At 53.4% G+C, this 26,217-nt stretch carries 16 protein-coding genes; 3 read left to right on the top strand and 13 right to left on the bottom strand.

The genetic code is table 11. The features are described 5' to 3' along the window. Window positions 1-2: 2 nt before the first annotated feature. The 3 genes from FLT43_RS22200 to FLT43_RS22190 all read right to left on the bottom strand — a co-directional run bounded on the left by FLT43_RS22200 (window position 3) and on the right by FLT43_RS22190 (window position 8,574). Entirely contained in the window at window positions 3-1,538 is a 1,536-nt protein-coding gene (locus tag FLT43_RS22200) for a peptide ligase PGM1-related protein (RefSeq protein WP_087440617.1), read from the bottom strand. After that, window positions 1,531-1,794 carry an acyl carrier protein gene (locus FLT43_RS22195; RefSeq protein ID WP_087440616.1) on the bottom strand — a complete coding sequence of 88 codons (264 nt, stop codon included), beginning with the start codon at window positions 1,792-1,794 and terminating at the stop codon, window positions 1,531-1,533. The genes FLT43_RS22200 and FLT43_RS22195 overlap by 8 nt, the downstream gene beginning before the upstream one ends. A gap of 267 nt (window positions 1,795-2,061) precedes the next feature. Continuing rightward, entirely contained in the window at window positions 2,062-8,574 is a 6,513-nt protein-coding gene (locus tag FLT43_RS22190; RefSeq protein WP_087440615.1) for a S8 family serine peptidase, read from the bottom strand. Between the two features lie 455 nt (window positions 8,575-9,029). Here FLT43_RS22190 and FLT43_RS22185 point away from each other — a divergent pair, with 455 nt between their 5' ends. Further along, entirely contained in the window at window positions 9,030-9,611 is a 582-nt protein-coding gene (locus FLT43_RS22185) for a flagellar biosynthesis anti-sigma factor FlgM (RefSeq protein ID WP_087440614.1), read from the top strand. A gap of 829 nt (window positions 9,612-10,440) precedes the next feature. On the opposite strand, the gene FLT43_RS22180 is transcribed toward FLT43_RS22185, so the two are convergent. The 6 genes from FLT43_RS22180 to FLT43_RS22155 all read right to left on the bottom strand — a co-directional run bounded on the left by FLT43_RS22180 (window position 10,441) and on the right by FLT43_RS22155 (window position 18,924). Continuing rightward, the gene (locus FLT43_RS22180) at window positions 10,441-11,724 is read right to left on the bottom strand and encodes a Gfo/Idh/MocA family protein (protein ID WP_087440613.1); all 1,284 of its coding nucleotides are present in this window, start codon (window positions 11,722-11,724) and stop codon (window positions 10,441-10,443) included. A gap of 128 nt (window positions 11,725-11,852) precedes the next feature. Further along, complete coding sequence (locus tag FLT43_RS22175; protein WP_087440612.1) at window positions 11,853-13,520, bottom strand: response regulator; 1,668 nt, start codon at window positions 13,518-13,520, stop codon at window positions 11,853-11,855. Window positions 13,521-13,534: 14 nt separating this feature from the next. Then, the gene (locus tag FLT43_RS22170) at window positions 13,535-15,268 is read right to left on the bottom strand and encodes a sensor histidine kinase (protein WP_087440611.1); all 1,734 of its coding nucleotides are present in this window, start codon (window positions 15,266-15,268) and stop codon (window positions 13,535-13,537) included. 39 nt (window positions 15,269-15,307) lie between these two features. After that, window positions 15,308-16,186, bottom strand: a complete 879-nt coding sequence (locus tag FLT43_RS22165) for a carbohydrate ABC transporter permease (RefSeq protein WP_087440610.1) — start codon at window positions 16,184-16,186, stop codon at window positions 15,308-15,310. Window positions 16,187-16,207: 21 nt separating this feature from the next. Further along, the gene (locus tag FLT43_RS22160; RefSeq protein WP_087440609.1) at window positions 16,208-17,113 is read right to left on the bottom strand and encodes an ABC transporter permease; all 906 of its coding nucleotides are present in this window, start codon (window positions 17,111-17,113) and stop codon (window positions 16,208-16,210) included. 134 nt (window positions 17,114-17,247) lie between these two features. Further along, on the bottom strand, window positions 17,248-18,924 hold the full coding sequence (locus tag FLT43_RS22155) for an extracellular solute-binding protein (RefSeq protein WP_087440730.1): 1,677 nt from the start codon (window positions 18,922-18,924) through the stop codon (window positions 17,248-17,250). A gap of 228 nt (window positions 18,925-19,152) precedes the next feature. On the opposite strand from FLT43_RS22155, the gene FLT43_RS22150 reads away from it, so the two are divergent. Further along, entirely contained in the window at window positions 19,153-19,365 is a 213-nt protein-coding gene (locus FLT43_RS22150) for a hypothetical protein (protein ID WP_087440608.1), read from the top strand. Between the two features lie 20 nt (window positions 19,366-19,385). On the opposite strand, the gene FLT43_RS22145 is transcribed toward FLT43_RS22150, so the two are convergent. Further along, window positions 19,386-21,815, bottom strand: coding sequence for a restriction endonuclease-like protein (locus tag FLT43_RS22145; protein ID WP_087440607.1), 2,430 nt, complete (start codon window positions 21,813-21,815; stop codon window positions 19,386-19,388). Next, window positions 21,787-23,991 carry an MrcB family domain-containing protein gene (locus tag FLT43_RS22140; RefSeq protein WP_087440606.1) on the bottom strand — a complete coding sequence of 735 codons (2,205 nt, stop codon included), beginning with the start codon at window positions 23,989-23,991 and terminating at the stop codon, window positions 21,787-21,789. Before FLT43_RS22140 ends, FLT43_RS22145 begins: the two co-directional genes overlap by 29 nt. Before the next feature lie 439 nt (window positions 23,992-24,430). Here FLT43_RS22140 and FLT43_RS22135 point away from each other — a divergent pair, with 439 nt between their 5' ends. Beyond that, window positions 24,431-24,664 carry a helix-turn-helix domain-containing protein gene (locus tag FLT43_RS22135; protein ID WP_087440605.1) on the top strand — a complete coding sequence of 78 codons (234 nt, stop codon included), beginning with the start codon at window positions 24,431-24,433 and terminating at the stop codon, window positions 24,662-24,664. Between the two features lie 58 nt (window positions 24,665-24,722). On the opposite strand, the gene FLT43_RS22130 is transcribed toward FLT43_RS22135, so the two are convergent. Together FLT43_RS22130 and FLT43_RS22125 are read right to left on the bottom strand one after the other, a co-directional pair. Continuing rightward, window positions 24,723-25,082 (bottom strand): hypothetical protein, encoded by a 360-nt coding sequence (locus FLT43_RS22130; RefSeq protein WP_087440604.1) that lies wholly within the window; start codon window positions 25,080-25,082, stop codon window positions 24,723-24,725. Next, on the bottom strand, window positions 25,079-26,215 hold the full coding sequence (locus tag FLT43_RS22125) for a glycoside hydrolase family 18 protein (protein WP_087440603.1): 1,137 nt from the start codon (window positions 26,213-26,215) through the stop codon (window positions 25,079-25,081). The genes FLT43_RS22130 and FLT43_RS22125 overlap by 4 nt, the downstream gene beginning before the upstream one ends. Window positions 26,216-26,217 lie beyond the last annotated feature (2 nt).

Below are 26,217 nucleotides of genomic sequence, written 5' to 3'. Positions count from 1 at the left end.
TCTCAATAGATGCGGAAGCCGTACGCCGCCAACGCCTCGCGGAGCCGGCGGCTTATCCGCTCGCTCGCTTCCCGGCTGCCGGCGGCCAGCGACACATACCAGCGTCCGGACGCCCGCCCGCTGTCCGGCGCGAACAGCGTATTGGCGGACAGCGGAACGACGCCTTCCCGCCGTTCCGGCGTGAACAGCAGCCCGCTCCGATCAAGCCGGGCCAGCAGTTCGGCGAACCGTTCCGCCTGCTCGCTCCAAGCGCCCTCCTCCCGTTCGGCCCGCTCCATTTCTCCGCTCATCCCGGGCGAGGCCTTCCACGCGTCCGGCAGCCCAAGCTGGAGGCAGGACAGGAAGCTTCGCTGTCCGCATCGCTCCCAATGTGTGTCGAGGCTGTAATTGAGCAGCCCCAGCGAATGCCGCGCGTTGATCTCGACGACGGGATGGACGCGGCCGTCGGCGAGCAGCATCGAGTCGACGCATACCGGGCCGAAGTAGCCCTCCTCATGCAGACATGCCGCCAATTGCTCCATCGCTGCGAAGTACCCGGAAGCGTTCAGCCGCTCGGCCAATTCGGGCTCGCCCGCGTGCGATCCGCCGTAATTATGCCCACGGTTCATCATCTGCTGAACGCCAAGCAGCGAGACGGCTCCGTCCGGCCTAATCTGCAGGTGGCAGGAGAAATCAATCTCTTTCTCCAGCCACGGCTCCAGCAGAAGCTGCACCGGCTTGCCCGCCCGCTGCTGGTCCCGGATATAGCCGATCAGCCGTTCCAGAAGCGGCGCAGAATCGACAGCAAAATTGCCGCTGCCCGAAACGCCGTACGGATCCTTCAGCACGAGCTTCCCGGCCTCCCGCAGCTGCTCCGTCCCGATGCGCATCGCTTCGTCGGCATCCTCGGCCACATGCCCTGGCGGATTCCAGCCCAAGCGGGCCGCCAGCCGGTGCGAATACACCTTGGAATTGACCCGCGACGCGATGTGTGCCGCTGGAATCCGAGTCCCGATACCATAGCGCTGGGCCAGCACGGCGGCAGACGGGGTGACTGCATAGACGGCCCAGGGCAATTCCTGCAGGCGGCGGCGCCATTGCGCCTGATCCGGCTGGCTTGCGATGGCCTGGAAGACATCGCCGGCCCCTGATCCGTCAGTGCCGCCGCGTGCACTAGTTCCGCTATGTTCCCCAGTTCCATCATTTTCGCTCGTTCTGTCATCTTCGCTAGTTCCGCTGGTTCCGCCAGTTCCGATCACTCCGCCCCAGCCTGCCGATACCGTCCCGAAGCGGAAGCCAATCTCCCGCAAATAAGCCGCGTGGGCGGCATTCATCGGCTGCCGGGTAATCAGCACACCGTCCTCGCCGCAGAATGGGAACAGCAGCTCGTCCATACATCCGGCGACCGCTCGCCCCTGAGCCGCCCGAATCGCAGGCAGCTTCGCCAGATGAGCGGGACGCCAATACGCTTCGGCATCGAATGTTCCGAGTACGATCCGAGGCTCGTCATAGACCGGCCTCAGCAGCGGCCGCACTGCCTCCGGCGCCGAATTACGCATGCCGCTCCGCCCCGGTATCCAGCTTCCCGAGGAAGCCCAGGAACGCCCGCACGCTCTGCAAATGCTCATACTCGAACCGTTCGAAATCGATCCGCACCTTCAACTGCTCCTCCACCTTCAGCATGAACTGAATGAGCTGAAGCGAATCGAGCCCGACATCGTCAATCAGATTCGTCTCCGGCGTCAGCCGCAGCTCCCAGGCCGGCTCCTCCTTCACCTCACTGACGAGGCGAGCCAATGTGTCGATTGCGTGCATACCACCACTCCTGTTCTCTGTAAGTCGGATCGAACATCCTTAACCAACATATGAAGTCAAAACAAGGAATATTTCACTCGATTTCAATGATATCGCTTTCACTTTCACCTTTTTTCATTACTCTGCCCGCTGCCTTCCACAGACTCCCACACTACGGCTCCCCGCATTCTTTCTTATCGCAGCCATCCCCTTGCCTTCACTTTTCATCGCAAAAAACCGTCCCGCAAGGCTTCTGCTCCCTTGCAGGACGGCTCTGTTATCTGATGACTACATTTGTCCTATTTGCTGCAATACGCGGTACAATAGGACCGCCACCTGCGCCCGGGTCGTCAGAGCATCCCCTGCGAACCCGCCCGTGCCCATGCCTTTGACCAATCCGGCCTGATAGGCATACGCTACGGCTGCGCGCGCTTCCGGCGACACCTGCTCCAGCCCCGACTCGTCCAGCTCCTCGGCCGGACCTTGCGGCAGCTCCGGATTGAGCGCCGTCACGAGCAGGACGATCATATCCTCGCGCCGCAGCGGCTCATGAGCCCCCGGCTCGCTGGAACGCCGCTTCCAATCCGGTTCCTTGCCCGCGATGCGGTCCAGCAAGGTCATGAATTCAGCCTGCGTCACCGGATCATTCGGCGCAAACTGATGATCATTCCGTCCTGAGACGATATGGTGGGAAGCCAGCGCTTCAATCTTGGCGCGGCCCCAATGCTGCGCGATATCTGTAAATGTTTTCGTGTATTCCAGTCCCGCATATTCGCCCGGCTGCCGTACCGGGACAGTCAGGACATGCGTGCCGTTTTTGCCCTCCCCGTTGGCTACCCGCTCCGGCAGCCCGGCATAGACCCACGGTTCCGCTTTATGGCGTCCGTAGATGCCGGCAGCTTGCGGCCGCCGGACCAGCTGTTCGTCCAGTTCTAGCTCCAACAGCAGGAGCTGGTTCCAAGCGGCGCTCTTCGAGCCGATGCCCGGCTCGTCCGTCTCTCCCCCCGCTCCCTGTTGATTCGCAGCTGTCGGTTTTGGCTCCTGTGCCTGTTGGGTGCGCACCGGGGTCTTAATACCAATGATGTCCGACACGAGTGCCGCGGTATCCCCCGATACCAGAGCCTGGCGGGCGCCGCCCAAGCTGGAGCTTGCCTGGACGGAGAGCGTCAGCTTCAATCCATCCCGGTCAATGAAATCCCAGATCGCTTCTGCTGGTACGGTCAATGCGAAGCGGAAGCCCTTCAGACGCAGCGCCTTTTCGGACTTGACCAGCCGTTCGGCCGAAGAGGCTCCTATCTCCAACACAACTGCTCTGTACTCCTTCCATGACAACGAGGACAGATCGAGCGCAACCGCGGCGCCGGCTTCCGCCTTGTCCAGCTCCTTATCGAACCAGTCGGAAGCAATCCGCACGCGCGCCTGCTTGCCGCCCTCGCCATCGGTCACGTACAGCGTCCCGATCAAGCGGCCATCCGCCCGAATCGGGGTCCCGCTTGGCGAAGCCGGGCTCGAGCTTGAGCTTGAAGAGGAGCTCGACCCCGAAGCAGATGATGGCGGATCCGGGCGAGTCGTTGGCGGCGTCACGATGTCCGCTCCCTTCACCTTCACGATCGCCTCTGTCTTCAGCGCCCCATAGGCAATATCGATGCGGGCCTCCCCTTCTCTCAGGGCGGCAATTCGGCCGTCCGCTTCCGCCCGGGCGACTTGAGGGTTGGAGGAAGTGAAGGTCAATCCTTCCGTAATCGGGACGCGCTTCACTTCGCCCGCGGCATAGACGGCCGCCGTGACGGTCAACCGGGACGCTTCCCCCGCCTTCAATGTCAACTCCTCAGGTTCGACATGGATCGAGCGAACTTCCTCCGTCGGAGGCACACCGGACTTCCTTACCGTGACCGGTACAACATCCTCCAGCTCGCCATAGCTTACGGTTACCTCCGTCTCGCCCGCTTGAATACCAGTGACCCGCCCCGCGTCATCGACCGCGGCAATGCCGGCATCCTGCGAACGGAACACCAGACCCTTCACCAGCGGGAGCGTCTGTTCCTGGCCCTCTGAATAGACCACGGCCGTGACCGTCAATTGCGAAGTTTGTCCTTCCTTCAGTGATAGCTCCGGCGGATGGGCGGCAATCGAACGAATCTCACCCTCCGGGATGTCCGGAGCCGGGGTCACGGTGACCTGAACAGTATCTGTCAGACCTTCATGCGTTACCGTCACCGTCGCCTCGCCCGCCGAGCGCGCCGTGATCAAGCCTTGCGCATTCACCTCAATAACCTGTTCAGCATCTGCCACGTAGGCGGACAGAGCGGTAACGTCGCTCTCGTTCCCGGCCTCATCCTCCGCCTTGACATGCAATTGAAGCTGTTGCCCTTCTCGCAAGCTGATGTCACGTGGTTCAACCGTAATCTTCGTCACCGGCCGGTTAGGATCAGGGCTCGTAATGCGCGCGCGGATCATGTAGTTTCCTTGCTCGTCCGCCGCCCGTGTCCAGGTTCCGTCTTCCAGCCTCCAGGAGCGCCCATGATTGACGCCCTCTTCATCGACGGCTAGTCCCGGCACATCAGGATAAGATCCGTCCTGAATATACGCTACATAGAAATCACCGTCCACGAACGGACCGTTCGGAAAAGAAAGCTCGGTCCATTCCCCGTCCAAGCGGGCCGTTCCCGCGTGCGGGCCGGATAGTAACTCGCCCGGTTGCCCGCCGGGTCCCGATGCGTCATACAGTGCATATCGGAGGGCCGTTCCGCCCGGAATCGGCCAATCCTCATCCCAGAAGAACATGCGCGCCCCGGTCACCTGGGCCGGGCCGTCGGTTGTCATGCGCACCGCATAACCATTGCCTGAATCATAAAAAGCTACCGCATTATCCCCCTTCCCCCGATCGTAAGCCAGTTCGTCCTCCGTCCCGCGGAAAGATTGCAGTGCAATCGGGTTCGTGACAGTCCCTTCTGCACGGATCTGCTGCTCATAAGGCAAATACCCGCGCGCAGAGACGAGCAGCGTGTAATCTCCTGCATAGACCTCCAGCGTGTAGTTCCCCTGTTCATCCGTAACGGCGGATGGCACATGCGCATCTTCCCGAACCCGTACCACCGCCCCGGCAATCGGCTGTCCTGTTGTCTTGTCGGTAATGACGCCGCTTATCGTGGCGCTTGAGAGCGGTTGCAAATGAATATTCGCCTCGGTCCGCTCCTGATCGATTATCGTCACCGTCCGTTCGACCGTATGATAACCATACGCTTCTACCCGCATCTTGAACGTCCCTGGCGGGTGCTTCAGCCGATAGCGGCCCGTGCCTGAATCCGTCTTCGTCGAACGATCCGTATCGACGATCGTAACCGTCGCCGCGGCCGGAAGGCCGGAAGAAGGTTTCTCCTCCCCGTCTGCCGCCATAAAGGAAGCCTTCTCCTGCTTCATGCTTCTCCACGCGGACAAGCTCGGGGCCGCTGGCGCTTTCTCCGCCGCATCTTCCCGCGCAGTCATTCGTTCTTCCCGGTCCGCCGCTCCCATCCCTGCTTCATCAGCAGGCTTGATCCCGGCCCCGGCTGGAATGAATGTTTTGACAGGCGGCGTATCCCGCACCTGAATATCATCCAAATACCAGCCCTTGGCCAGAGAGGCTTCTCCGGTCTTTAGCCGGAAGCGGATGTGTACCTTCTTGCCGGCGTATTTGCCGATGTCGATCTCATCCATATACCAAAACCTTTTGGGATGGTTCGTGTTATAGGTTGGCTTCGGATAGGCCGCCAGACTTTGCCACGCAGCGCCGCCATCCTCGCTAATCTCGACGTAGCCTTTATCCCCGTCCTCCAGATCATACCACTGCTGAAAGTAGAGGGACGCATGCTTTATTCCCGTCAAATCAATTTCCGGGGAAATAATGCTTTGATTCGTATTTTCGGAGACATATCCGGTAAAGTTCGTGCCGATGACGTTCTTGCCGGATACGGCTTGCGGCGGTCCATACTTCGGATCGGGTATCCCTTGCTCCCACTCGTTCGGGTCGCCTTCACGCGTCCACCCCTTGTCCCCGCCTTCGAAATTTTCCCCGTAAATAAGCTCCCCGCCGGTAAAGGTCCAGCCCACTTCGTTCGAAGCTTCGCTGAGCACATGGCTGTATGTCCTTGCCTTGGCGATATAAAAGTATGTCCCCTCCTGCGGCAAGGGATGGTCGGCATAGTTGCGTCCTGTGCTCACGCCAATCTCCTCGTAGGATCCGCCCGGCTCCGGCGAACGGTAGATGACGTACTCCTTCACATCGCCTTGCGGCTCCTGCTCCCATTCGAGGATGACCTTGCCCGGTGCGTTACTCCGCGCCTTCACCTTGGGAGCGTCAGGCTGGAAATCGGTCGGTCCGATAAGCTCGATATCGTCGACATACCATCCTTCATCGCTTCCGTAGGCGCCGCGGAGATTAAAAAGAACCAAAATCCGATCTCCTTTGTACGGAGACAAATCGATGTATTCCGTTTTCCAATCGCCGCTTTTCCCGTCAAATTGCTTCACCAGCTCGAATTCGAATTGCTTCGACTCCCGCCCGATAAAAACCTCCGCCTTATCCAGCAGAATAGAGTACCAGCTTCCGAGCTTATGCCAATGCTTGAAGTTCAGAATCGTATGCTCGCTGTCCCGGAGATCGATAAGCGGCATGACGAAGTAGGACTCTTCCGCCCCGGTGGGGTAATTGCCGTCAAGCCGGGTCGCCATCACTTTGCTTCCCGAGCTCGCCTGTCCCGGCCCGCTCGTCGGCACGCCCCATTCCCAGATGCCCGGTTCCCCGCCGAAGCCGTAGCCTTCGATGTCCGTCTCGAAGTCCTGTGCGTATCCGAGCTTGACTCCCTCCGACACTTCTACGGGCCACCAGGGGGATACCGCCTCGTTACCTCCGAAATCCTCTGCCCGAATCCGGTATTCGATTCCAGCCGTGTCCAGCAGCGATGACGGGATGATGCCTTCATACATTCCGTCCCGGTAATCTCCCGACATCCGGACCATCGGTATTGCAGTTCCAGCCTGTTCCCCCTTTGTCTTCACTTCCAGTTCCGCCCGGGTGACGCTTGTGTCGTCCGTAATTCGGGCAGATATTTCCTGATCCAGCGCATTGTACACGAGCGTCAGGGGATGATGTTCGATGACCGGTTCTTCGGCATCCTCTCCATCCACCGTTACCGTCCCTTCAAGCTCGCCCAGACCCTCTTCTTGGGTGGAAACGGCATTCAAGGCGTTCACGATGCCTGATCCATAGCCATTGTTCGGACTCTGCGGGAACTTACTGTCCGTCAATGCGATTGCCGTGTCCTTCAAAATCTTCTCCACCTGATCCACCGTCAGCGAATGATTGGCCTGCAGCACCAGCGCGGCAACTCCGGCCACATGCGGGGCAGCCATCGATGTCCCGTTCATGAGGGCGTAAGAGCCGCCCGGGACCGAGGAACGGATACTAACGCCAGGCGCCGATACTTCCGGCTTCATCTGGCCGTAAGGAGTCGGGCCCTGAAGCGAGAAGTCAGCCAGCCCATTGCTGCTGTTGACCGCTCCGACCGCGAAGGATTCCGGATAGTTCCCCGGCGGGGTGATAGATCCCGGCCCTCCGTAATTATAAGGCGGTCTCGTATTGCCTGCCGAGAAGACAGGCACGATGCCGGCAGAGCGCCATGAACGGACAATATCCTGAAAAAACTCATTCTTCCCGGCCTGCACGCTCCCCCAGGAATTGTTGACAATATCCGGAGCCAGCTCGGGATAGGAGCGCCCCGATTCGTCAGACGGCGCCAATATCCATTCGCCTGCCGCCAATATACCCGCATCCGTCGCCTCGCCAGCCGAGTTGAAGATGCGCGCGGCGATCCATTTCGCCTGCGGCGCGACCCCGATCGGGTTGCGGCCATCGGGCTCCGAACCGACCATCGTGCCCATCACATGCGTTCCGTGGGCGTTGCCGTCAAATGGCAGCTTCTTCTTTTCAGGCGTCGCATCATACCAGCTCAACTCAGGCCGGTCAACCTGTCCTTGGGCATTGTAGCCTCTCCACTTCCGCTTCAACGCCGGATGATTGAGATCGACTCCCGAATCCATGTTGGCGACAACGATGCCCATGCCGTCAAAGCCCTTCTCCCACGCTTGACCTACATTCAAGTTGCTCAAATTCCAAGGCAACTCGACTCCTGCCGCATCTCTTCCCGTCAAATCCTGGACCGATTCCCCCGTGCCATTTGCCTGCGGCGCCTCAGAATCGGTTGTAGCTTGCCCTTCGTCAAGCACCTCCAGCAAGTATTTGCGATTCGGGGTAATGCGCTCTACGTCAGGATGGGCTGCCAGCCGTTCCATCACCTCCCGCGTGCTTGTCACCGCAATGGCGTTCACGATATAGTAGGAGCGGTAATCCTGCACCGAGCCATTGCTCAGGCCCATTTCCAGCTCATCGGTGATCCCGGTCTGAGTCCGATTGGCCGTCTCCTTCAAATCGTTCAAGACAAAGCTTCGCACGGTCAGCTTGCGCTTCGCGGACGTCTCCCCGCCCAAGGCGGAATACGATCGGGCCAGCTTCGCAGCGGCCTCCACGTCACTCTGCTCCCGCAGCTTCACAATATAAGTCCCTGTCCCTTCCTGCCCGAACTCACTGTAGACTTCTCCATCTACAATGGCGGACGGCAGCCGAATCCGGTTGGATTCCGCCATCCTGACCGAATTATCGGTCTGCTCTCCCGCGTGCGCATACATTCCCGGTACGGAAGTAACGCCCATAATGAGCGCGATGACGAGAACCAGCCATCGCCGAAGCCAAGCTTTGCCTTTCATTTTCCATTCCTCCTTGTCTCGTATACTATTAACCTGATGAACAAGCCCAAGAAGTTGATAGAATTGTACACAAATTGAAATATTTTGTAAATATAATTTTGTAATCCATTTTTGGATGTAGATCTCACTATCGACTTTTTTCTATTCTGAAAGAAAGAATTCCCGAGCCAAGTCGTCAAAATAGAGCTTCGATCGCCACCAATCTGCCCGGCTGGCAACTAGGTTCGGCATGCGTCTGTGTCGAAATATGTCTTAAAATTCTAACTTGCTGCTTTCAGCATCTGCCCGTTTTTCTGCGGCTTTACGGCCTTCTCTCGGGGAATCAATCATACTGTAAGCTCCCCTCCTTTATATCAAACATTTTCAATGAATGGCCGATATAGTAAATAACATCCTGAATCTAGCAGCTTAAAAAATAAGACCACACTTATCTTAACGGAGAAGGAGATTAAGCGATGAAAATCAACAACGGCCCGCCGGTTCCCCCTAACCTGTACAACCTGAGCAAGACAGAAGGACAAGCCGGACGCACCATGCAATTGGAAGCGGGAAGTCCTATTGGCGCGAATTATGATACGGTTGAGATCAGTCCGGCCGGACGCAAGCTGGCGGAGGATGCGATCGTGCATCGCCCTGCGACGCCGGAATCGATGCCCTCCAAGCCGGCGGGAGCGCCCGACGATTATATCAACATTGGCGATCTGATGAAGCGGTTCGATCCGGAAGGACACCAACAGATGCATGAAGCCATTGTGAACGGAGGGGACTGGTTCGGCGTCTTGCTGGAGTTCGTCCACCGCATCCCGGATAACAAGCATTGGATGGACACGTATCTGAAGGAGGAAAAATTGGGGATAACAGCGGCAAAAACGGCGCCGGCCTTCGATCCCGAGCCCGCTGATTACCGGATAACGCCAGATGACTCAGTATTGTCGGAGCTTCAAGCTCTGCTGAAAAAAAATCCGGCCATGATGGACGGTGAGACGGGCCGGAATCTTCTTCTGTTCGTACGCACGCTGCAAGCCGGGACAAAATAGAACGTGGATTTCATTCGTACCATCCGCGGAACACTGGGCCGTCCATGAGTAGTTTTTTAGATGGAGCGAGATAACCCGGCCCCTGCTTCTCACCGCTCCGCTTGCTGGATGCCTCTCGTTTCTTCCGGCCATTGCTGAAAAAACTGTAAAAGTGCAGTTTTCCAGTATGACGTTTCCTCCGCTGCAGGAACTCCTGCAAAACTCAGACTGTTGGAAAACCCCTGTTTTTTTCGGACGGGTGATTACCTAATCGATCGAAACTTGGCATTCAGAGCGTCATCGCCTTCTGGAGACATCATAATCTCCTGGGGTTTTGACGTATGGAGAGAATTGCTGCTATTTTACAGGAGTTTCGGCTCAATGAGTCCATATTTCGAGGAATTGCTGCACAGCTACATCATTTTAGGCCCTTTTGAGCTAAGTCGAAGAGAAACGGGTGAAATTGCTGCAGTTTTACAGGATTCCCTTTCTGGTGAAGTCGTCCCTACCGAATTGCTGTATTTGAGCAGGATTTTGCCTACTGAATCAACGTGTCTTGAGAAACCGTGCAGTTTTCAGGCACTTCGATCAGATAAAATTTTACTACTGAGAGACAAGTCCTGATGAAGTGCCCAAAAATCCTTTGGACTTTCCCAACAGCCAGATTTACGCAGGATTTCCCTGCTCAGGGAGCAGACACAGGGACTAGACACAGGGGTAAACACTCCGAAAGCAACATAAACATGCAGAAGCCGGGGCCTCGGACCCCGGCTTTCTATTTATCTGCCTAAGTTTTCATCATGGAAGCCGCCCTTAGGCTGAAGCCCGAGGTACAGCCACACGCGTATATCTACACGCCGGCTTCCGCCGCGACCCGGCCGATCATATCCGCCAGCTTGACGGGCATGCCTCCCTGGAGGCGGGATTCCTCTGCGGCGAAGGCGATCAAGTGGCTCTGCAAGGAGGCCGTCGCCGAGGTCAGGGCCGTCGCCATCGCTTCCTCCTGATGCTCGCGCACCAGATGCAGGAACTCGGCGACCATTCGCTCGTCCCCGCCGCCATGGCCATCGCCAGCGACACCGCAATGGAACTCCACCCGCTCGCCGGTGGCGAAGCGCTTCAGCGTATACGTTCCATCCTCCATATTGCCGATAATCTCGCCCTTCGTGCCCATGATGCGCACACTCCGGATCTCTTGCTCCGCGAAGGCCGACAGCGTGAAATTGGCATTGGCCCCGTTCGCGAATTCCATGTTGACAATCTGGTGATCGACCACATTATTGTCGCAGCGGTAGACGCACCGTCCGAACGGTCCTTCCTTCAATGCAGTCATAATGCCTTCCGGTGACAGATCATGCGTAATGTAGCGCGCCCACGGGTGCTCCGGCGGCTGGTTGTACAGCTTGAGCGCCGAGAAGGGGCAGCTGCGTTCCGCCTGGCAGCCGTCCGTGCACCGGGCCGCGGAGCCTGCGGGGGCGTGCTCCTCCCGGAAATGCAGCAGCGATCCGTAGGAGCTGACGCTGACGCAAGGCTCATCCATCAGCCAGGAGATAATGTCGAGATCATGGCATGATTTGGCGAGAACCATCGGACTCGATTGATCCGAGTTCCGCCAGTTGCCCCGCACGTAGCTGTGCGTCATATGACGGTAGCCGACATATTCCGAATGCTGGATCGTCGCGATCGTGCCGACCTCTCCCGCTTCGATGCAGCGCTTGATGCCGGACCAGAACGGCGAATACCGCAGCACATGGCTGACCGTCAGCACCCGGCGGTGAGCGAGGGCGGCCTGCTCGATGCGGATGCACTCTTCCGCCACGGGCGACATCGGCTTCTCCAGCAGGATATGATAGCTTAATTCAAGCGCCTTCATCGCCGGCACGTAGTGCAGCCGATCCAGCGTGCTAATAATCATGACATCCGCGATGCGCCCCTTCTCGAAGGCCTGCTCCCATGAACGATATACATATTCCGGCGCGATGCCGTGAATCTCCGCGATACGCTGCCTGCGCTCCTCATTCGGCTCCGCGACCGCCACGATTTTCAATTCATCAGGATGCTTCTCCGCATAAGGACCATAGATATACCGTCCCCTGCTGCCGGCTCCAAGCAATACGGCAGTTACTGTCTTCACAAGGGTTCCTCCTCGTCATGGTGATTGCTGTGCCCTGATTGTACGTCACCGGACGCGGAGCCGAAAGAGACTTTTCCATACATTCATATACTCTTCTTGACGTGCCTCAGTGGTGTTCAAACTACCACTTATATACTCTTCTTGACCTCCCTGGCCTGCCGTTGGAGCCGATATTCCTGCGGGGTCGCCTGATTCTGCTTTTTGAAAAAACGAATAAATGCGAGCGCGGAATTGTAGCCGAGCGCCGCGGCAATCTCATTGACCTTCATCGGACTGTTCAACAGCCACTCCTTCGCCTTCAAATTCCGGTATTCGTTGATGTAGTCGGACAAGCCGATTCCCGTCAGCTGCTTATACAGCCGCGAGAAGTAGGACGGATTGAGCCCGACATGATCCGCGATGGCGATAAGCGAAATATCATGAGACAGATGCTCCTCGATAAAGCGGTGCACCTTCTTGACCAGATCGGCGGGCACCTGACCGCCTTGGGCAGCCTGGCGCGTGAAGAAGCAGTCGGCCAGATTCCAGAAATACTGCTTCACATCCGGCCAGGAGACCGCTTCATCCTTCTGGTACAGCAGCGTCGCGTCCAGCTTCGCATGCACCTCCTGCCGGAACGGTTCATTCTGATCCATGCAGGACAGGAAAATGGATGCGAGAGCGTGATACAGTTCCATCTTGCGCCCGTAGCCATGCGAGTCATCCGTCCAGACCGTGGTCAGGTGAAGATACAGATTATTGAACTCTTCCCGGTGGTTGTTCTCCAGACATTGCAGGAGGAGCTGCAGCCGGGTATGGTGACAATAGTCGTTCGCCCCTTCCTCGCCTTCCTGCAGCTTGAGCAGATCCGAGTCCGTGACAATGACGGCGGGAGACAGGCCAAGCCCGTAGACGAAGCAATATTTCAGCATATGGAAGCGTTCCGAGATCATGGGCCACTTCGTCGGCTCGCTGCTCAGGGCGAAGGAGACCGATACGCGCAGCAGCCGCTGGCATGTCTGCTGAATGTTCTCCAGCAGCGCGCTGATATGGGCATACCCCTTCTGCCACGCCGCCGCCTCGGAGGAACCTGCGTCCCGGGGCTGCAGCAGCCACACGATGCGGGAATTGTCGCAGACGCAGGAGTAGCATTGCATCTGCGATGCCGCATACTCTTCGGCAATGTTCTGCACGCCGTACAGCAGCAGCGCCTTGTCCAGCGGCGTGAACGATTCCTTCCACGTGTCCACCCGGCCCAGCAGCAGCAGTATCGGCCGCTCTGCCTGCAGCGGAATGCCCAGCTCCCGCAGATGGCGCGCCCGCTCGGCCGGAGTCTCCTGCTTGCCCTGGAGCAGCTCCCATATATATTCCTTCTGCAGCAGCGGCAGCGCCTGGCGCGCCCGTTCATTGGCCCGCTCCAGCATCCGGAGCTGGTCGCCCTCTTCGTCCAGCTTCGCCATCGCGCGCTCGACCGAGCTGATAATCTTGTCGTCGCTCTCGACCTTCAATATATAATCGAAGCCGCCATACGCCATGGCGCTCCGGATATAATGGAAATCATTGTAGCCCGTAAGGAAAATGACCTTGCAGGCCGGCCAATCCTCCTGAATGATTTGCAGCAGCTCGATGCCCTCCAGTCCCGGCATTTTGATATCGGATATGACGATGTCCACCCGATGACTGCGCATGATCTGGAGCGCCTCATCGACTGAATACGCTTTCATCACTTCCAGCTCCAGATGCTTCGTGGTCTGGAACAATTCCAGCAGCCCGTCAACAATGATGGGCAGATCGTCTACGATGAGCAGTCGACGCATAGCCGATTCCTCCTTTATTCTACGCCAAGATGTATAAGCACTTTGAGTCCGCCAAGCGCAGAGCGCGATACTTCCAGCCCGTATTCCGCACCGTAGTGAAGCTGTATCCGCCGATGCACGTTAATGAGTCCTGTCGTCTCCTCGATCCGGTCAGCCGAATGCGTTAACCGGGCGTGCAATTGCTCCAGTCTGTCATCATCCAAATTGTTGCCGTTGTCTTCCACGCAGAGGGTGATTCCATCCGAACGTACCTCGCTGTGCACCCAGAGCTCGCCTGGTCCCGCCATACCGCCAAGGCCATGCTTGTAGGCATTCTCGATTATCGGCTGCAGCACCAGCCGGGGAACCCGCAGCGGCGGTGTCTCGACATGGAAGCGGACCCGGATGCGATCGCCGTAACAGATCGTCTGCATCTCGACGTACGTGCGCGAGTGCTTCACTTCCATTTCCAGCGGAATGACATCCTCATCGTCCCGGGTAATAAATTGAAAATATTCACCGATGTAGAGACAGAATTGGTATGCCTTCTCTTTGTGCTCGGACTTGATCAGCCGGCAGAGCACGAAGAAGCAGTTGTACAGAAAATGCGGATTAATCTGCGATTGCAGCCGCTTCAGCTCGGAGCGCTGGTTGCGTATCTGCTGTTCATAATTCTGTTCGATTAGCGTCTTCAGCGAATGAACGGTATCGTTGAAGGCTTGATACAGATAACCGAACTCGTCGCGTCTGCGATCGATCGGAACCGGCACCAGCTCCAGCTTCTGCACTCGCTTGAAGCCATGAATCAATCGCATCAACGGGCGGTACATCAGCTTCATCAGCGAATATGAAAAAAACGTTCCCACGACAACCGCAAGACCGCATGCCCACAAGAACCATTGCTTATATGTCTGAATCGGCCCCAGGACCGCGGATTCCGGAATGCAGGTGACGGAATAAGACTTCCATACGTCCGAATACTTGAAGACGGTAAGATAGCGTTCGCTTCCGAACTCGACCATCTCATAGCCTTGCTTCATTCCCGCAAGCTGCTTCTCGCGTACGAATTCGGTGAGCGCCAGCTCCTCCAGCTTGGAGCGGTCATTGCTGCGAATCATCCAGCCCCGCTCCATATTCAGCAGCATGCTTTCGCCGCCCAATGAACTGGTGATTTGCTCTAAAGCTTCCTTGATCTTGCGCGTAGACAGTTCCACGCCGACGACATATAACGGATCCTTGAACGTATTGGTCGGATACTGCATCGTCAGGAACAGGCGATCGTTCCAGTAGATGAACGGGTCGTCGTAGAAGGGCCCGCTATGCTGCATCGCGGCATATTCCTCCTGGCTCATCCCTGTCTCGTACTGCACGCTGAGCAGCGTGCGCCCGAGCTTGGGCACATACGCCTTCGCTTCGCGAATGAACGGGCTCGAATTCTTCATCAGGTCAAGCCGCTTCTGAATGAGCGTGATGCTGTGCGCGCGCTCATAATACGTCAGATCGGTGCCGAGCGCCGCCAGCTCCATCAGATCATTATCCATTACATAGTTCGGCAAATATTGCACGATGCGCTGGACCTCTTTATCCAGCGAATCGAGGTAGAAGCTGGTCGTGTTCAAGGTCGAATGCGATATTTCCGTCTGAATGCTATCCGCCCCCCGTTCATTGATGAACCATGTAATCATCATGAGGGGGAGCAGCACAATCAGGAACACGCCCATCATTTTCATAAAAATCGAGGAGTCTTTCCATCGGAATAACAGCTTCATCGCGCGTTCCCCCAGGAGTGAGTTGATCGGGTTGAACTATTACTCTTTGACACTCCCCATCACAATTCCTTTAATGAAGAACCGCTGCAGGAACGGATAGATCGCCAGGATAGGAAGAGCGGCGACAAAAATTTGCGCGGCTTTGCTCGTCCGGTCGGACAGCTGCTGCATTAACTCGATGTCCTGGGATTTCAGAAAGCGAAGATCCATCTTGATAATAATCGACTGCAAAAAGGTCTGCAGCGGATATTTGTCCGGATGGTTCATCAGGATCATTCCGTCGAACCAACTGTTCCAATGCCAGACGATGGTGAATAAGCCCGTCGTGGCGAGTGCCGGCAGAGAGAGCGGCGCATAGATTTTCCACAAGGTCGTGAAATGGCCCGCCCCGTCAATCTTCGACGATTCCTCCAATTCCTTCGGCAGGTTGCGGTAGAAGTTAAGCAGCAAAATGATGTTGAACACTTGAATCGCGCCCGGAAGCACCAAGGCCCAGATTGTATCGATGAGCCCGACCGCCTTGACGGTCATATACCACGGAATCAATCCCCCATTGAACAGGATCGTAAAGACGAAGACCCATACATAAAGGGTACGCATCCGGAATTGAGTTATTTCCTTCGATAACGGATAAGCCGTTAAAATCGTCAAGAACATACTGAGCGAGGTGCCTAATACGACGCGCTGAATCGTAATCCAGAAGGCGCGCAAATATTCCGGCTTGCCGAACACGTTCTGATACGCCGCCGGCGTGAACTCTACCGGCCAGAGCAGTACTTTGCCCGCAGATGCCGCATTGCCCGAGCTGAAGGAAATCGCGAGGATATGAATGATGGGCATGAGACACAGAAGCGACAGCACCGCGAGAAATACGAAGTTGCAGCCCAGAAACAGTCGTCTGCCGAATGACTTTTTCATAAGTATGACCGTTCTCCTTTGCTAGAAAATGCGATAATTGGCGAAGCGGTAGGCCAGAACGTAGGATACGGAAATCAAAATAAACGAAACGACCGACTTCAGCAATCCGACCGCCGTGGCGAATCCGTACTGTGCCTGCTCGATCCCCATCCGGTAGACAAAGGTGTCGATAATATCCCCGCTCTCATAGACTTGCGGGCTGTACAGGTTGAAGATCTGGTCGAAGCCCGCATTCAGCACATTGCCGATATTAAGCGTAAGCATCAGCACAATGATCGGCATCATCCCCGGCAAGGTTACGTACAAGGTCTGCTTCCAGCGCCCCGCGCCGTCAATCTCTGCGGCTTCATACAGCGCCGGATTAATGTTGGTGAGCGCAGCCAGGTAGATGATGGTGCCGAAGCCGAACTCCTTCCACACATCCGTAATGACCATCACGTAAGGGAACCAGCTATTGTCTCCGAGGAAAAAGATCGGCTTCACGCCGAACAGCCCCAGCAACTGATTCAATATGCCTGTAGATGGAGATAGTACGTCTATGACAATGCCGCTCAGCAGCACCCACGATAAGAAGTGAGGCAGATAGACCATGGTCTGGAATGCCCGCTTGACCCATTCCTTGCGCAGCTCATTCAGCAAGATCGCGATCGTAATCGGGACGATGAGGCCCGCGATAATTTTCATCGTGGCAATATACAAGGTGTTGAACACGATTCGTCCGATGTCCGGATAATCGAGCAGGAACTGGAAGTTCTTCCATCCGACGAACGGAGAGCCGAACAGCCCCTTGGTCGGGATATACTTTTGAAAGGCCATCAAAATGCCGGCCATCGGAATGTAGCTGAATAGGATGACGAAGATGAGCCCAGGAATGAGCATGATATGCAGCGGCCATTCTCGCTTCCACATCCGAGACAATTGATTCATTATGCATCACCTGCTTGGAGTAATTAGAAAAAGGGGGGAATCGAAGCCTTCCGATTCCCCGCACAGCACGTTAGCTTGGTCACTTGGTCATACTGAATGGAAGTTCTTGGTTCACGACTGCCGGTCACAACCGATTACTTATTTTTCGCATACCATTCGTTGACTTCCTTCGTAATCTCGTCTCCGCCCAGCTTCTTCCAGTCAGCGACGAACTTGTCGAATTCATCGATAGAGACTTGGTTCATAATAATCTTCATGAAGATTTCATCGCGTTTGCGGTTCAAAATCTCCCGCTTCTCCACCATCGTCGGTGTCGGCGCGCCCCAGAACTTGTTCTGATGGAACAGATGGTGCTCCTTCAAGTAAGGGATGTTCGACACCGCGCCGTTCGGTCCGGAGATGAGGTATTCCCACCACATGCTGATATCTTCGCCATTCACGTATTTCATCGCCCGTTCGAAGCGCGTTTTTTGGTCCTTCGTCTTCGGCAAGCTTTCATCCTTCGTCTCAATCGCCTTCGGCAGCACTTCTCCGTTATCGGTCGTCAGGTTGAATGCCATGACCGGGTTAAGGAGCCAGTAGTTATTGCCTTTTTCCTTCAGATCCTTGCCGTATTCATATACTTTCTGCTCCGGTGTCGGATGATTGTCGACCGCGATCCATTGATTCAGCAGCTTGATCAGCGCTTCCGGATGCTTGGCGTTCTTGGACACGACATAGTAGCTCTCCGTCCCCAATTCGATCTGCGTGGACGCTTCCGTGCCGTCAATGGAAGGCAGACGGTATACGCTCCATTCCTGCACAACCTTGCCGTCCTTCACGGCAGCCTGGGCCAGATGGGCAGGCGTCCATTCCGCGCCATACAGCACGCCAATCTTCTCGCTGAAGATGAATTCAGACGCTTTCTGCATATCCTTGACCGCGAATTCCGGGTCGATCAGGCCTTTCTTGAACATCTCCTGAAGCGCGCGCAGCGCTTCCTTCATCTCCGGCTGAATATCGCTGTTCATCAACCCGCCTTGGCCGTCTTCCATCCATTGATTCAGGTAGGCATGGTATCCATTCAGGAAGCCGACCAGTCCCAGCGCGCCTTCATCGAACTTCTTATTCAGCGCCAGGCCGTAGGCTGTCCCCGTGCCGCCTGGATCCTTTGTCGCGAAGGCTTCCATAATCGTCATCAGATCCTGCATCGTCTTCGGCTCCGGCAGGCTCAACTCCTTCAGCCAATCGGAGCGGACCCACACGAGCTGCGGCGCAAACGGGTTCCCCGTCTGCGGGATGGCCATCAGCTTGCCGTCGAACGTGCCCGACTTCATCTGCAGGCCGCCGTCCTTCTGCATGAACTCCTTCGTCTCATCGGTCGCATATTGATCGTACACGCTGGTCAAGTCTTGAATCATATCGGCCTCGATCAACTGCTGCACCTGCGCCGGAGTCGCCGGGAAGAAATCAGGAATGTCATTGGTGGCAATCGCCATCTTCAGCTTCTCCTGGAATTGAGCGCCGTTCACGACGCCATCGACCACCCACTGGTTCGTGATTTTGACGCCGACGTCTTTCTCGTAGGCATCATAGACGGCGTTTTTATCGAAATTCTCCCCTTCATCAAACTTCAAATACGGGTCTTGCGCACGTACTGTCGATATTTCCAAGACGGTATCTTCCGACGAAGCTGCAGGGGTGCCTGCCGAAGCATTATCCGCCGGCTTGTCTGCCGGCTGCTGCGATTCCGCCGGTTGACTGCTGCAGGCCGTTACCACGAGACTCAAGATGAGCGTAAGAATCAATCCGAATGACCGCACTCTCTTCACGTCTGACCCTCCCATTTTGAATGACATGATTATGTCTTCTTTCTATCTCCATTATAGGTAGCGCTTTCAGCCTCGGGCTATATACCGGTGTTTACTTACGTATACAACTGTTGCGGAGCGCGAAAAAACCGTGGTTCCCGGGGGAACGGCACGGCTGAGGATGGATGGTTACCGGATAATGGAACATATCCCTATATTCTTCGTATCAATCTACAAAGAGGTGATCAAATGATTACGAAGGGTATCATCATAGAGATACTCGGTGCTGGTCTGCTTGCACTGGGCTTGCTTGCTATCAAAAAACCCGATGCGTGGATATTCAAATCCATCTTCGATGAAACAACCGATGACGAATTGCTAATTATTCAAATTCGCGGGGTCGTGGGATTAATCGCAGGTATCGTGATGATGCTGTTTGGTTTACAGAACTTTCTGGTCTGAGAAGCTGTGCCTTTGAGCCCTTAAGGTGAGTCACCTCTATCTTCATCCTCTTGAATGACTTGCGTTACCTTTGTAGCTAAATCTACGGGCTCTTGATCTAGTTTGACCTTCGCTTTGCCTTGACGGCGTGCCTCTCGCCATAGCCGTATGTCCGCTTCACTTTCTAACCGAAGCTCCGCTACTTCGCAAGCACGGTCAAAAAGCGGCTTCGCCGTAAACAAAGTGTGATACACGTAATGTCCTCCCGGCACAATTGGTTGCTCCCGCTTCTCCCATTGCTCCACGGTAAAGAGTACATATAGTTCATCCGCCACCCCACGGCTGGATTGGATGTACGTAATTTCGCGACGGTGCAGAACCTTCCATTCCTGAACACGGCCGTAATATCGTATACCCGCTTCACTCCCAAATTGCTTCATTGACTGATATAATGCCACATACTCGATTTGGGTAAGCTGGCGATGATCCGTTATCTGCTGCAGCGGAATATGGTAATGGTGATTCGCTAATGATGCTTCTAGCTGCTGCTTGGCTGTTCGGCCTAAGGCACCGACGAGTACATTTTTGCCCGATAGCTTGTCTGTATAGTATTGCTCAGTCCCTCTTGGCCGTGTGGAACGTTCATAGGCCTTTTCTGGGCTATCTTCTATTATCTCGTCTAAGAACTTCTCCATCAGCTTCGTTGCATTTGGTAAAAACGGAAATGCCCCGATGTTAATCAACTCAATGCTCTTATAGAAACGATGATGTTGGAACTTCTCCTCGTTCGCATACGGGAATAACACATACGCCCCGAACATACTACGCTCATACGTCTGATTAGCAGGGTCCTCATATACAATCGCATCCCGATATCGATGCATCGTATTGATGTCTTCTTCCTCTGGCCCAGGTTGCTTGTATCTAGACCAATAGGGCGTGCCTTCGTAGGCCGGATTCAGGCGATACTTAGCATCAAAAATATATTTGTACTCCGTGGCTGACTCATTTTTCTTCAACGTTAGTACCGTGTCTGGCCGCTGCGATAGGGTCTTGCTAACCTCTCCTGCAGGGAGGGCATTATAGTAAAGAGTAAATTCTTCCCCGTTCCGAGGATTACGGTATTTCACCGTTGCCTTTCGCGACCGATCCAGCGTCACGAATAGCCCGCCTCGATTTACTTTAATAATATCCTGCTGGATAAGCTCATATTTTTCACTTAATAAGTGGTGTATTTTCAGGAAGCACCAATACTCGTACAGTTGCGCTAAATCCTTCACCGACAACCGGAACAAGTCAGTCTGAATAGATAACCCTTTCATCAACATGAGATAGTACCGGTACACCTCGCGATATCCCGGTGCCATTTGCAACACAAGGGAAAGCGACATATGCTTCATTTCACCAACTTGAAGAAAATCTTGCTGGATCACTCGCCGAATCTGATTGTGCATCTGGTCAAGTCGACGGAGTAGATGCTCATCACGAGTTCGTTGCATGTTCAGCAGACTTACCCGAATCTGTTTCAACTTTTGCTCCATTCGTAAGAACACCCACCGGACAAATCGGTTCTCAGGTGTATCGAACGATACCCGCCGCCTTTGCTCCAACAAGTGTGAAGGGTTATAACGTTTGTCATGAATAGAGATAATTCCATTCGCACTAGCTTGTTGCAGCAAGTGAGGATGCTTCGCTACATATTCTGCATTGCCCTTGTCTGCCCTTCTTATCCGAGCCGCCTCTACTTTACTGTACTCGCTTTGAAGCTTCGTGTGCGGGGCTGCCTGAATGCGCCCCACTGCCTCCAGCATTTGAGTAAAAAGCTGCTGAAGAATAACGAAAAACTCGGTCAAGCTCTGATGCTTCGTCTCCTTGAGACCACTGAAATGAAAGGTTTTACGCAAAAAATCAAACGCTAGGTTTGAAATTTGGGCATTCACCTCATTCAAAATAAGCAAATAATCATGTTTATAATCCAGTTTGGAAGGGAAAATCTCGAGCTGGATGCGCAGCAGCGTTTCTCCATACAATTGAAGTTCCAACTCGGTGAGTCCGATTTCATTCGTAAACCGCAGAATACCTGACAAAATACGGCTCCCTAACGGTCTGACTGCCTGACGAAGCTGAATGTGCTCGTGATAGAAGGTAAGCGGTAGATCAGCCTTTTTTTCTACAACTAACTCATAAGCTTGTGTCTCATAGAAGAGTGGTACCCAAGCATCACCTTTTTGCCAGATTCGCATTTCTCCATCAACGGGGGAATACAGATGAACTCCTTCAACTTGAACACGTGAAGCAGCAGTAACGTGAACATAAGTATCAACCCACTCTTGATGAGAATTACGATGCAGTTGGAGCGTCTCTACCGTAGGATGAAATGGTTTCCCCTGAATATATAAAGTAAACAAGTTCGTTTCAATCCGTAGGAGCTCCACGACTTCCTTAAGAGAGCCAGAATGAGGTGAAGCCATCTTCTTCTAACCTCCCTAACATGAAGCCTAGCTTCCGTCCACTGCGTGGATAACGTGCTTGGGCCCAATCTTGTGGCAGGTACAATGGGGATGAATCCTCCATATGTTCATCGATTGAGAAGTCCTTCCCTAATGCCTCCTTCATAAGCAAAAGCAGTGCACGCTTAATTGACATGCTGCTACCCTGAATTCGGGGAAGAATCTTTTGCAGCAACTGGTGGTCAAAAGCCTCGTCTTCGCTCATTAATCCGAACTGCTTATTATAGATCATATAGAAGCATACCGAATCCCGAATCCGAAAACCGATTTGCGCATGAATGGGCTCGAGAATTTGGTTGATTCGGACCAACTTTTCTGTAACCAACTGAACGAACTCTCGATGTTCATGATACACATCAACTAACTGCAAATAATCGCTACGCAGAAAAACATTGGATACAGAGTGCTCTACAAGTAACTCAGCCGATTCCTCAAGGTCAGGGTATTGATCAAGAGCAATATAGTTAAACTCGATGGTATTGGCCCGATCTAAAACCTTTTTGCTAAAAGGATGTGTCGTCTCATCCATGTTCACCGTTCCAACCAAATAGACGTTATCAGGTATATGTAAATTACTGAAGCGAGCCCGATCTTCCTCCTGCAATAGCATCTCCGGCTGAAGAAGGCGCGTTGTTACAATACGATCGGCTTGCCATTCCTGCGTCTCTAGCACGCTAAGTACATCACTAAAGTAATGCTCTACCCGTGCCAAGTTCATCTCATCCAAGCAAATAAAATAGGGTTTGCGGCAATTTTTAGGCTTCAACGCTTCTTCCAGCGCTAAAGCAAGCGGTCCTGGACGAAATGATCCAGACAAATCCTTATAGCCTATCAAATCAGAAGGATCGTTCCAATCCGGCCGTACGGGAATAAGCGTAAGCTGCTGATTGGATGCTGTTGCCCCTAACGCCTCTGCAAACAGCTTTACGAGTTTCGTTTTTCCTGTACCTGACACCCCTGCCAAAATAACAAACGGCTTCGTCTTCAAAGATAAGTAGAAGTTCGCGATAAGGTTTTCAGGGTAGGAGAAGCCTTTGTGGCGAATATACGCCTGAATACGCTGTAGCTCATCAGCGACGATAAGAGGCTTTTCAGAATGCTCCTGGTCTTCCTCTGTTTCATCGTAAGTTAATTGCTCTTGGTTCATATGCTCCTCCACGTATTGCCTGTAGTTCTCGACAACATTTTGTAAGTCTGCTATGAGTTCCTCATCGTCAGGAAGTTGATCTCGATCATAGCGGTAGTAGGCGACAGTGGACACCTGGTAGTCGTAGCCAAGACCTCCTGATGTTAATTGAATATTGTCATCTTTATTCATCCCAATCAAAGGTAATTGTTCTCGTAATTCTTCAACTCTATGTCGAAGATACTTATAACCTTCTACCTTCCCATAATCCCGTAAAGGAATCGTAACCCCTTGCATAAAGGTTAAATAGACTGCACTCATATCCTCTGCAAAAAGGTAAACAATGTACTCCCCACGTTGCGTAGTCGTCGTTACACGATTATCCATTATCGCAATCCAAGGGATATTAGCCCAGTTCCCTTGTCCAACTGAGCCTTGAACCTTTAATTGTTCATAGATAAACGAGAATCCTTTTAACTCGCTTGGAATCGTTCTACGTACCATGTTGCCTAAATGGTTACCCTTGAACAGCTCTGTCTTCGATTGTAGATAATTATCCATGATGTGGTGAAGGGCTTCTCGTAAGGACCAGCCATGGTCAGGTTCTTGATAAAATTCTTCTAATTCACGTCCAGCATATTGCTGAAGCTCATCAAGCACTTGCTCACTCCACTGACTGAGTAGATCGTGCTTAAACTCTAGCGTTTGCTCTAATTTATCATGCTCAAGGATATGGGATAACGCGTTAAGAGGATTCTCGATAATCGTATGGATTTGACTCACTTTTATTTCTTTCCATTGAGATCCCACACTTAACGGTGGCACGTCTACACGCTGGCCGTTTCGTTCGCGTTCCTGTAACATACCTAAGAAGCGTTCTCTAACTTGTCCAAACGGCACCTTACTTTGACCTAATTCCTTCATTTCTGACAACAGCGCTAGGATTAGGACCATTTTATATGATTTTTGTTTGACCTTGAAAATATCCTGGAGTTCAACTGGTAAAGTCATGGCGTTCACCTGAATGAAAATATTTTGGTTGTTAGTTGTAGGAGTGTTACGATAAAAGAATTCCTCCCGCTAGGAACGTAAGACTATATCTGAAGACTTATATAATATGTTTCGAGATTTTGGAAGAAGTTCCTCTTTCCATGTCGATTTATGATGGAAAATAAAAAAACTCAACAGTCTATTGACCATTGAGCACATTGATTATGTAAACACTTTGCTCTGAATTTGTTTTTAGGTGAAGGACATCATGTAACATCTCGGCATTCACTGTAAGCAGTTCAAGACGCTGACAAAGCGCTTCCTTAACCCAGTCTGGCATGATATTTCCTCCATTATTTCTTGTCCCTCTTTGTTATACGCATATGCGTACCAGGTCAAAACTTATTATATGGTACGTTGATGCGTATAGTCAAATCATGTAAGCTTGGAGGACACCGAAATGGGCAAAAAAGTCGTAGTAAAAATTGCTGGGCTAACCACAAAATACGGAATATCGCTGCGGGAATTATCCCGCTTAGCAGATGTCCGCCATGCTGCACTAAGTGAACTGTCGAATGGTAAACGCTCGAACATCAATTTCGCTCATATCGAAAAAATCGCCAACGCGCTGGGCATCGACGATATTCGGGAGATAATTGATCTTATTGAAGAAAATGATGGCAGTACCTCCTAAGGTATCCTGCAACCCCGAGGAAACTCTGAAATGAAGATTTTACCATAGGCCCCCACTATCAAACCCGTTCTGATTGTCTCTTTTCCTCATAGGTCAGGATCGATTCAAATTCATAGACAAAAGTCCCATTGCCGGCAACCCGCAAAGCGCAAATGCCTTGAGATTTTAGCCGCTCTAGCATGAGCTCTGACTCTTTCAAGGTCATGTCGCTATACAACGTCAGGTCCACCGCCGTAAGATAGCCGCTGCGCCGGGAAGCCAGCTTAATCGTATCTTTTTCAGCCTGTCTTATTTTCTCTTCCATCATAAGTCTGGCATTCTTTTTCTTGATGAGAACCTTCACCACCACCACAACCCCAGCGGTAAAAGGAGCACGATATTCGCGCTCCTCTAGTCCATTTGTACTTTCTCTTATCACTTATTCAAACTCTCCCCCAAAAACTTCACAATCCCGTCCTCCGCGTCCTGCGAGTATTCCCAGACCATCGCCCCGCCCAGCTCTTTGGCTTTGATGTATTTCACTTTTTCCGCCAGGGCCTCCTTATCCTCATAGCTGATGAACGTGCTGCCGTTATAGAGGTAGGCCGTCTTGGCATGATCGTCGTAGTAGCGCTTATAGCCGTTTTTGTTCAGGTAAGATTTCTCGATTGTTTTGTAGCTGAGATCCGTTTTGTCGATATCGATCGGCTTGCCGGGGGAAAAGGATCCGTCCGTCTTGCTCTTCACGTCCTTCCAGCCGTAGGAGTAGGCCGGGACGCCGAGCAGCAGCTTCTTGCTGTCAATCTCATGCTCCAGGTACATCGTGATGACTTGAGCGATGCTGTGCTTGGCTTTGTTGCCGCGATCCGGATACAGATTCGAGTTATACCCGGTCGTATCCGACCATCTGCCGGTGAAGTCGTAGGTCATCACGTTGATGTAATCGACGTAGTTTTCGACTTTGTTGACCTCGACATTTTGGAAGTACCAGTCCTGGGTGCCCGAAGCGAAGGTGAGCAGATATTTTTTGTTTTTGGGGTGAGGCAGCCGGTACAGCTTTTCTCGTAATTCCTTCATTAGACTCGTAAAATTTTGCGTATCCTCGGGGCGCGCCTTCTGCGTATTCCAAGCGTGGAACGCCGGGTATTCCCAGTCGATATCGACGCCGTCCAGTTCCAGCTCCTTCACCATATTGATGATGCTCTCGGTGAACAGATAGCGGTTGCCGTCCAAGGAAGCATCAGAGAAGCCATCCGCGCCATAGCCGCCCACCGCCAAGACCATTTTGGTCTTCGGATTTTGCTCTTTCAGCTTTTTAATATTTTCTTTGATCTGATCATTGGTCGTCCCGTCTTCATGAAAATAAATATTCGTGCCATCGATCTTGGCAAAGGCGATAAACGCAATATCCACATTTTTTTCCGACAGCTTGATATTCTTGTAATCCTTCCACGCTTCCACATAGACCGCGGTGACTTTCCGATCCCCCGCGTTCGAGATTTGATAGAAATACAGGCCCATGCCGGCCAGCAGCACAACCATAAAGCATTTCGTCAACAGGCTCACTTTCATCG

It is taken from the genome of Paenibacillus thiaminolyticus, assembly GCF_007066085.1.
GTDB lineage: Bacteria > Bacillota > Bacilli > Paenibacillales > Paenibacillaceae > Paenibacillus_B > Paenibacillus_B thiaminolyticus.
The sequence above is the reverse complement of the archived record's forward strand: the minus strand, read 5'-3'. Positions and strand labels throughout refer to the sequence as shown.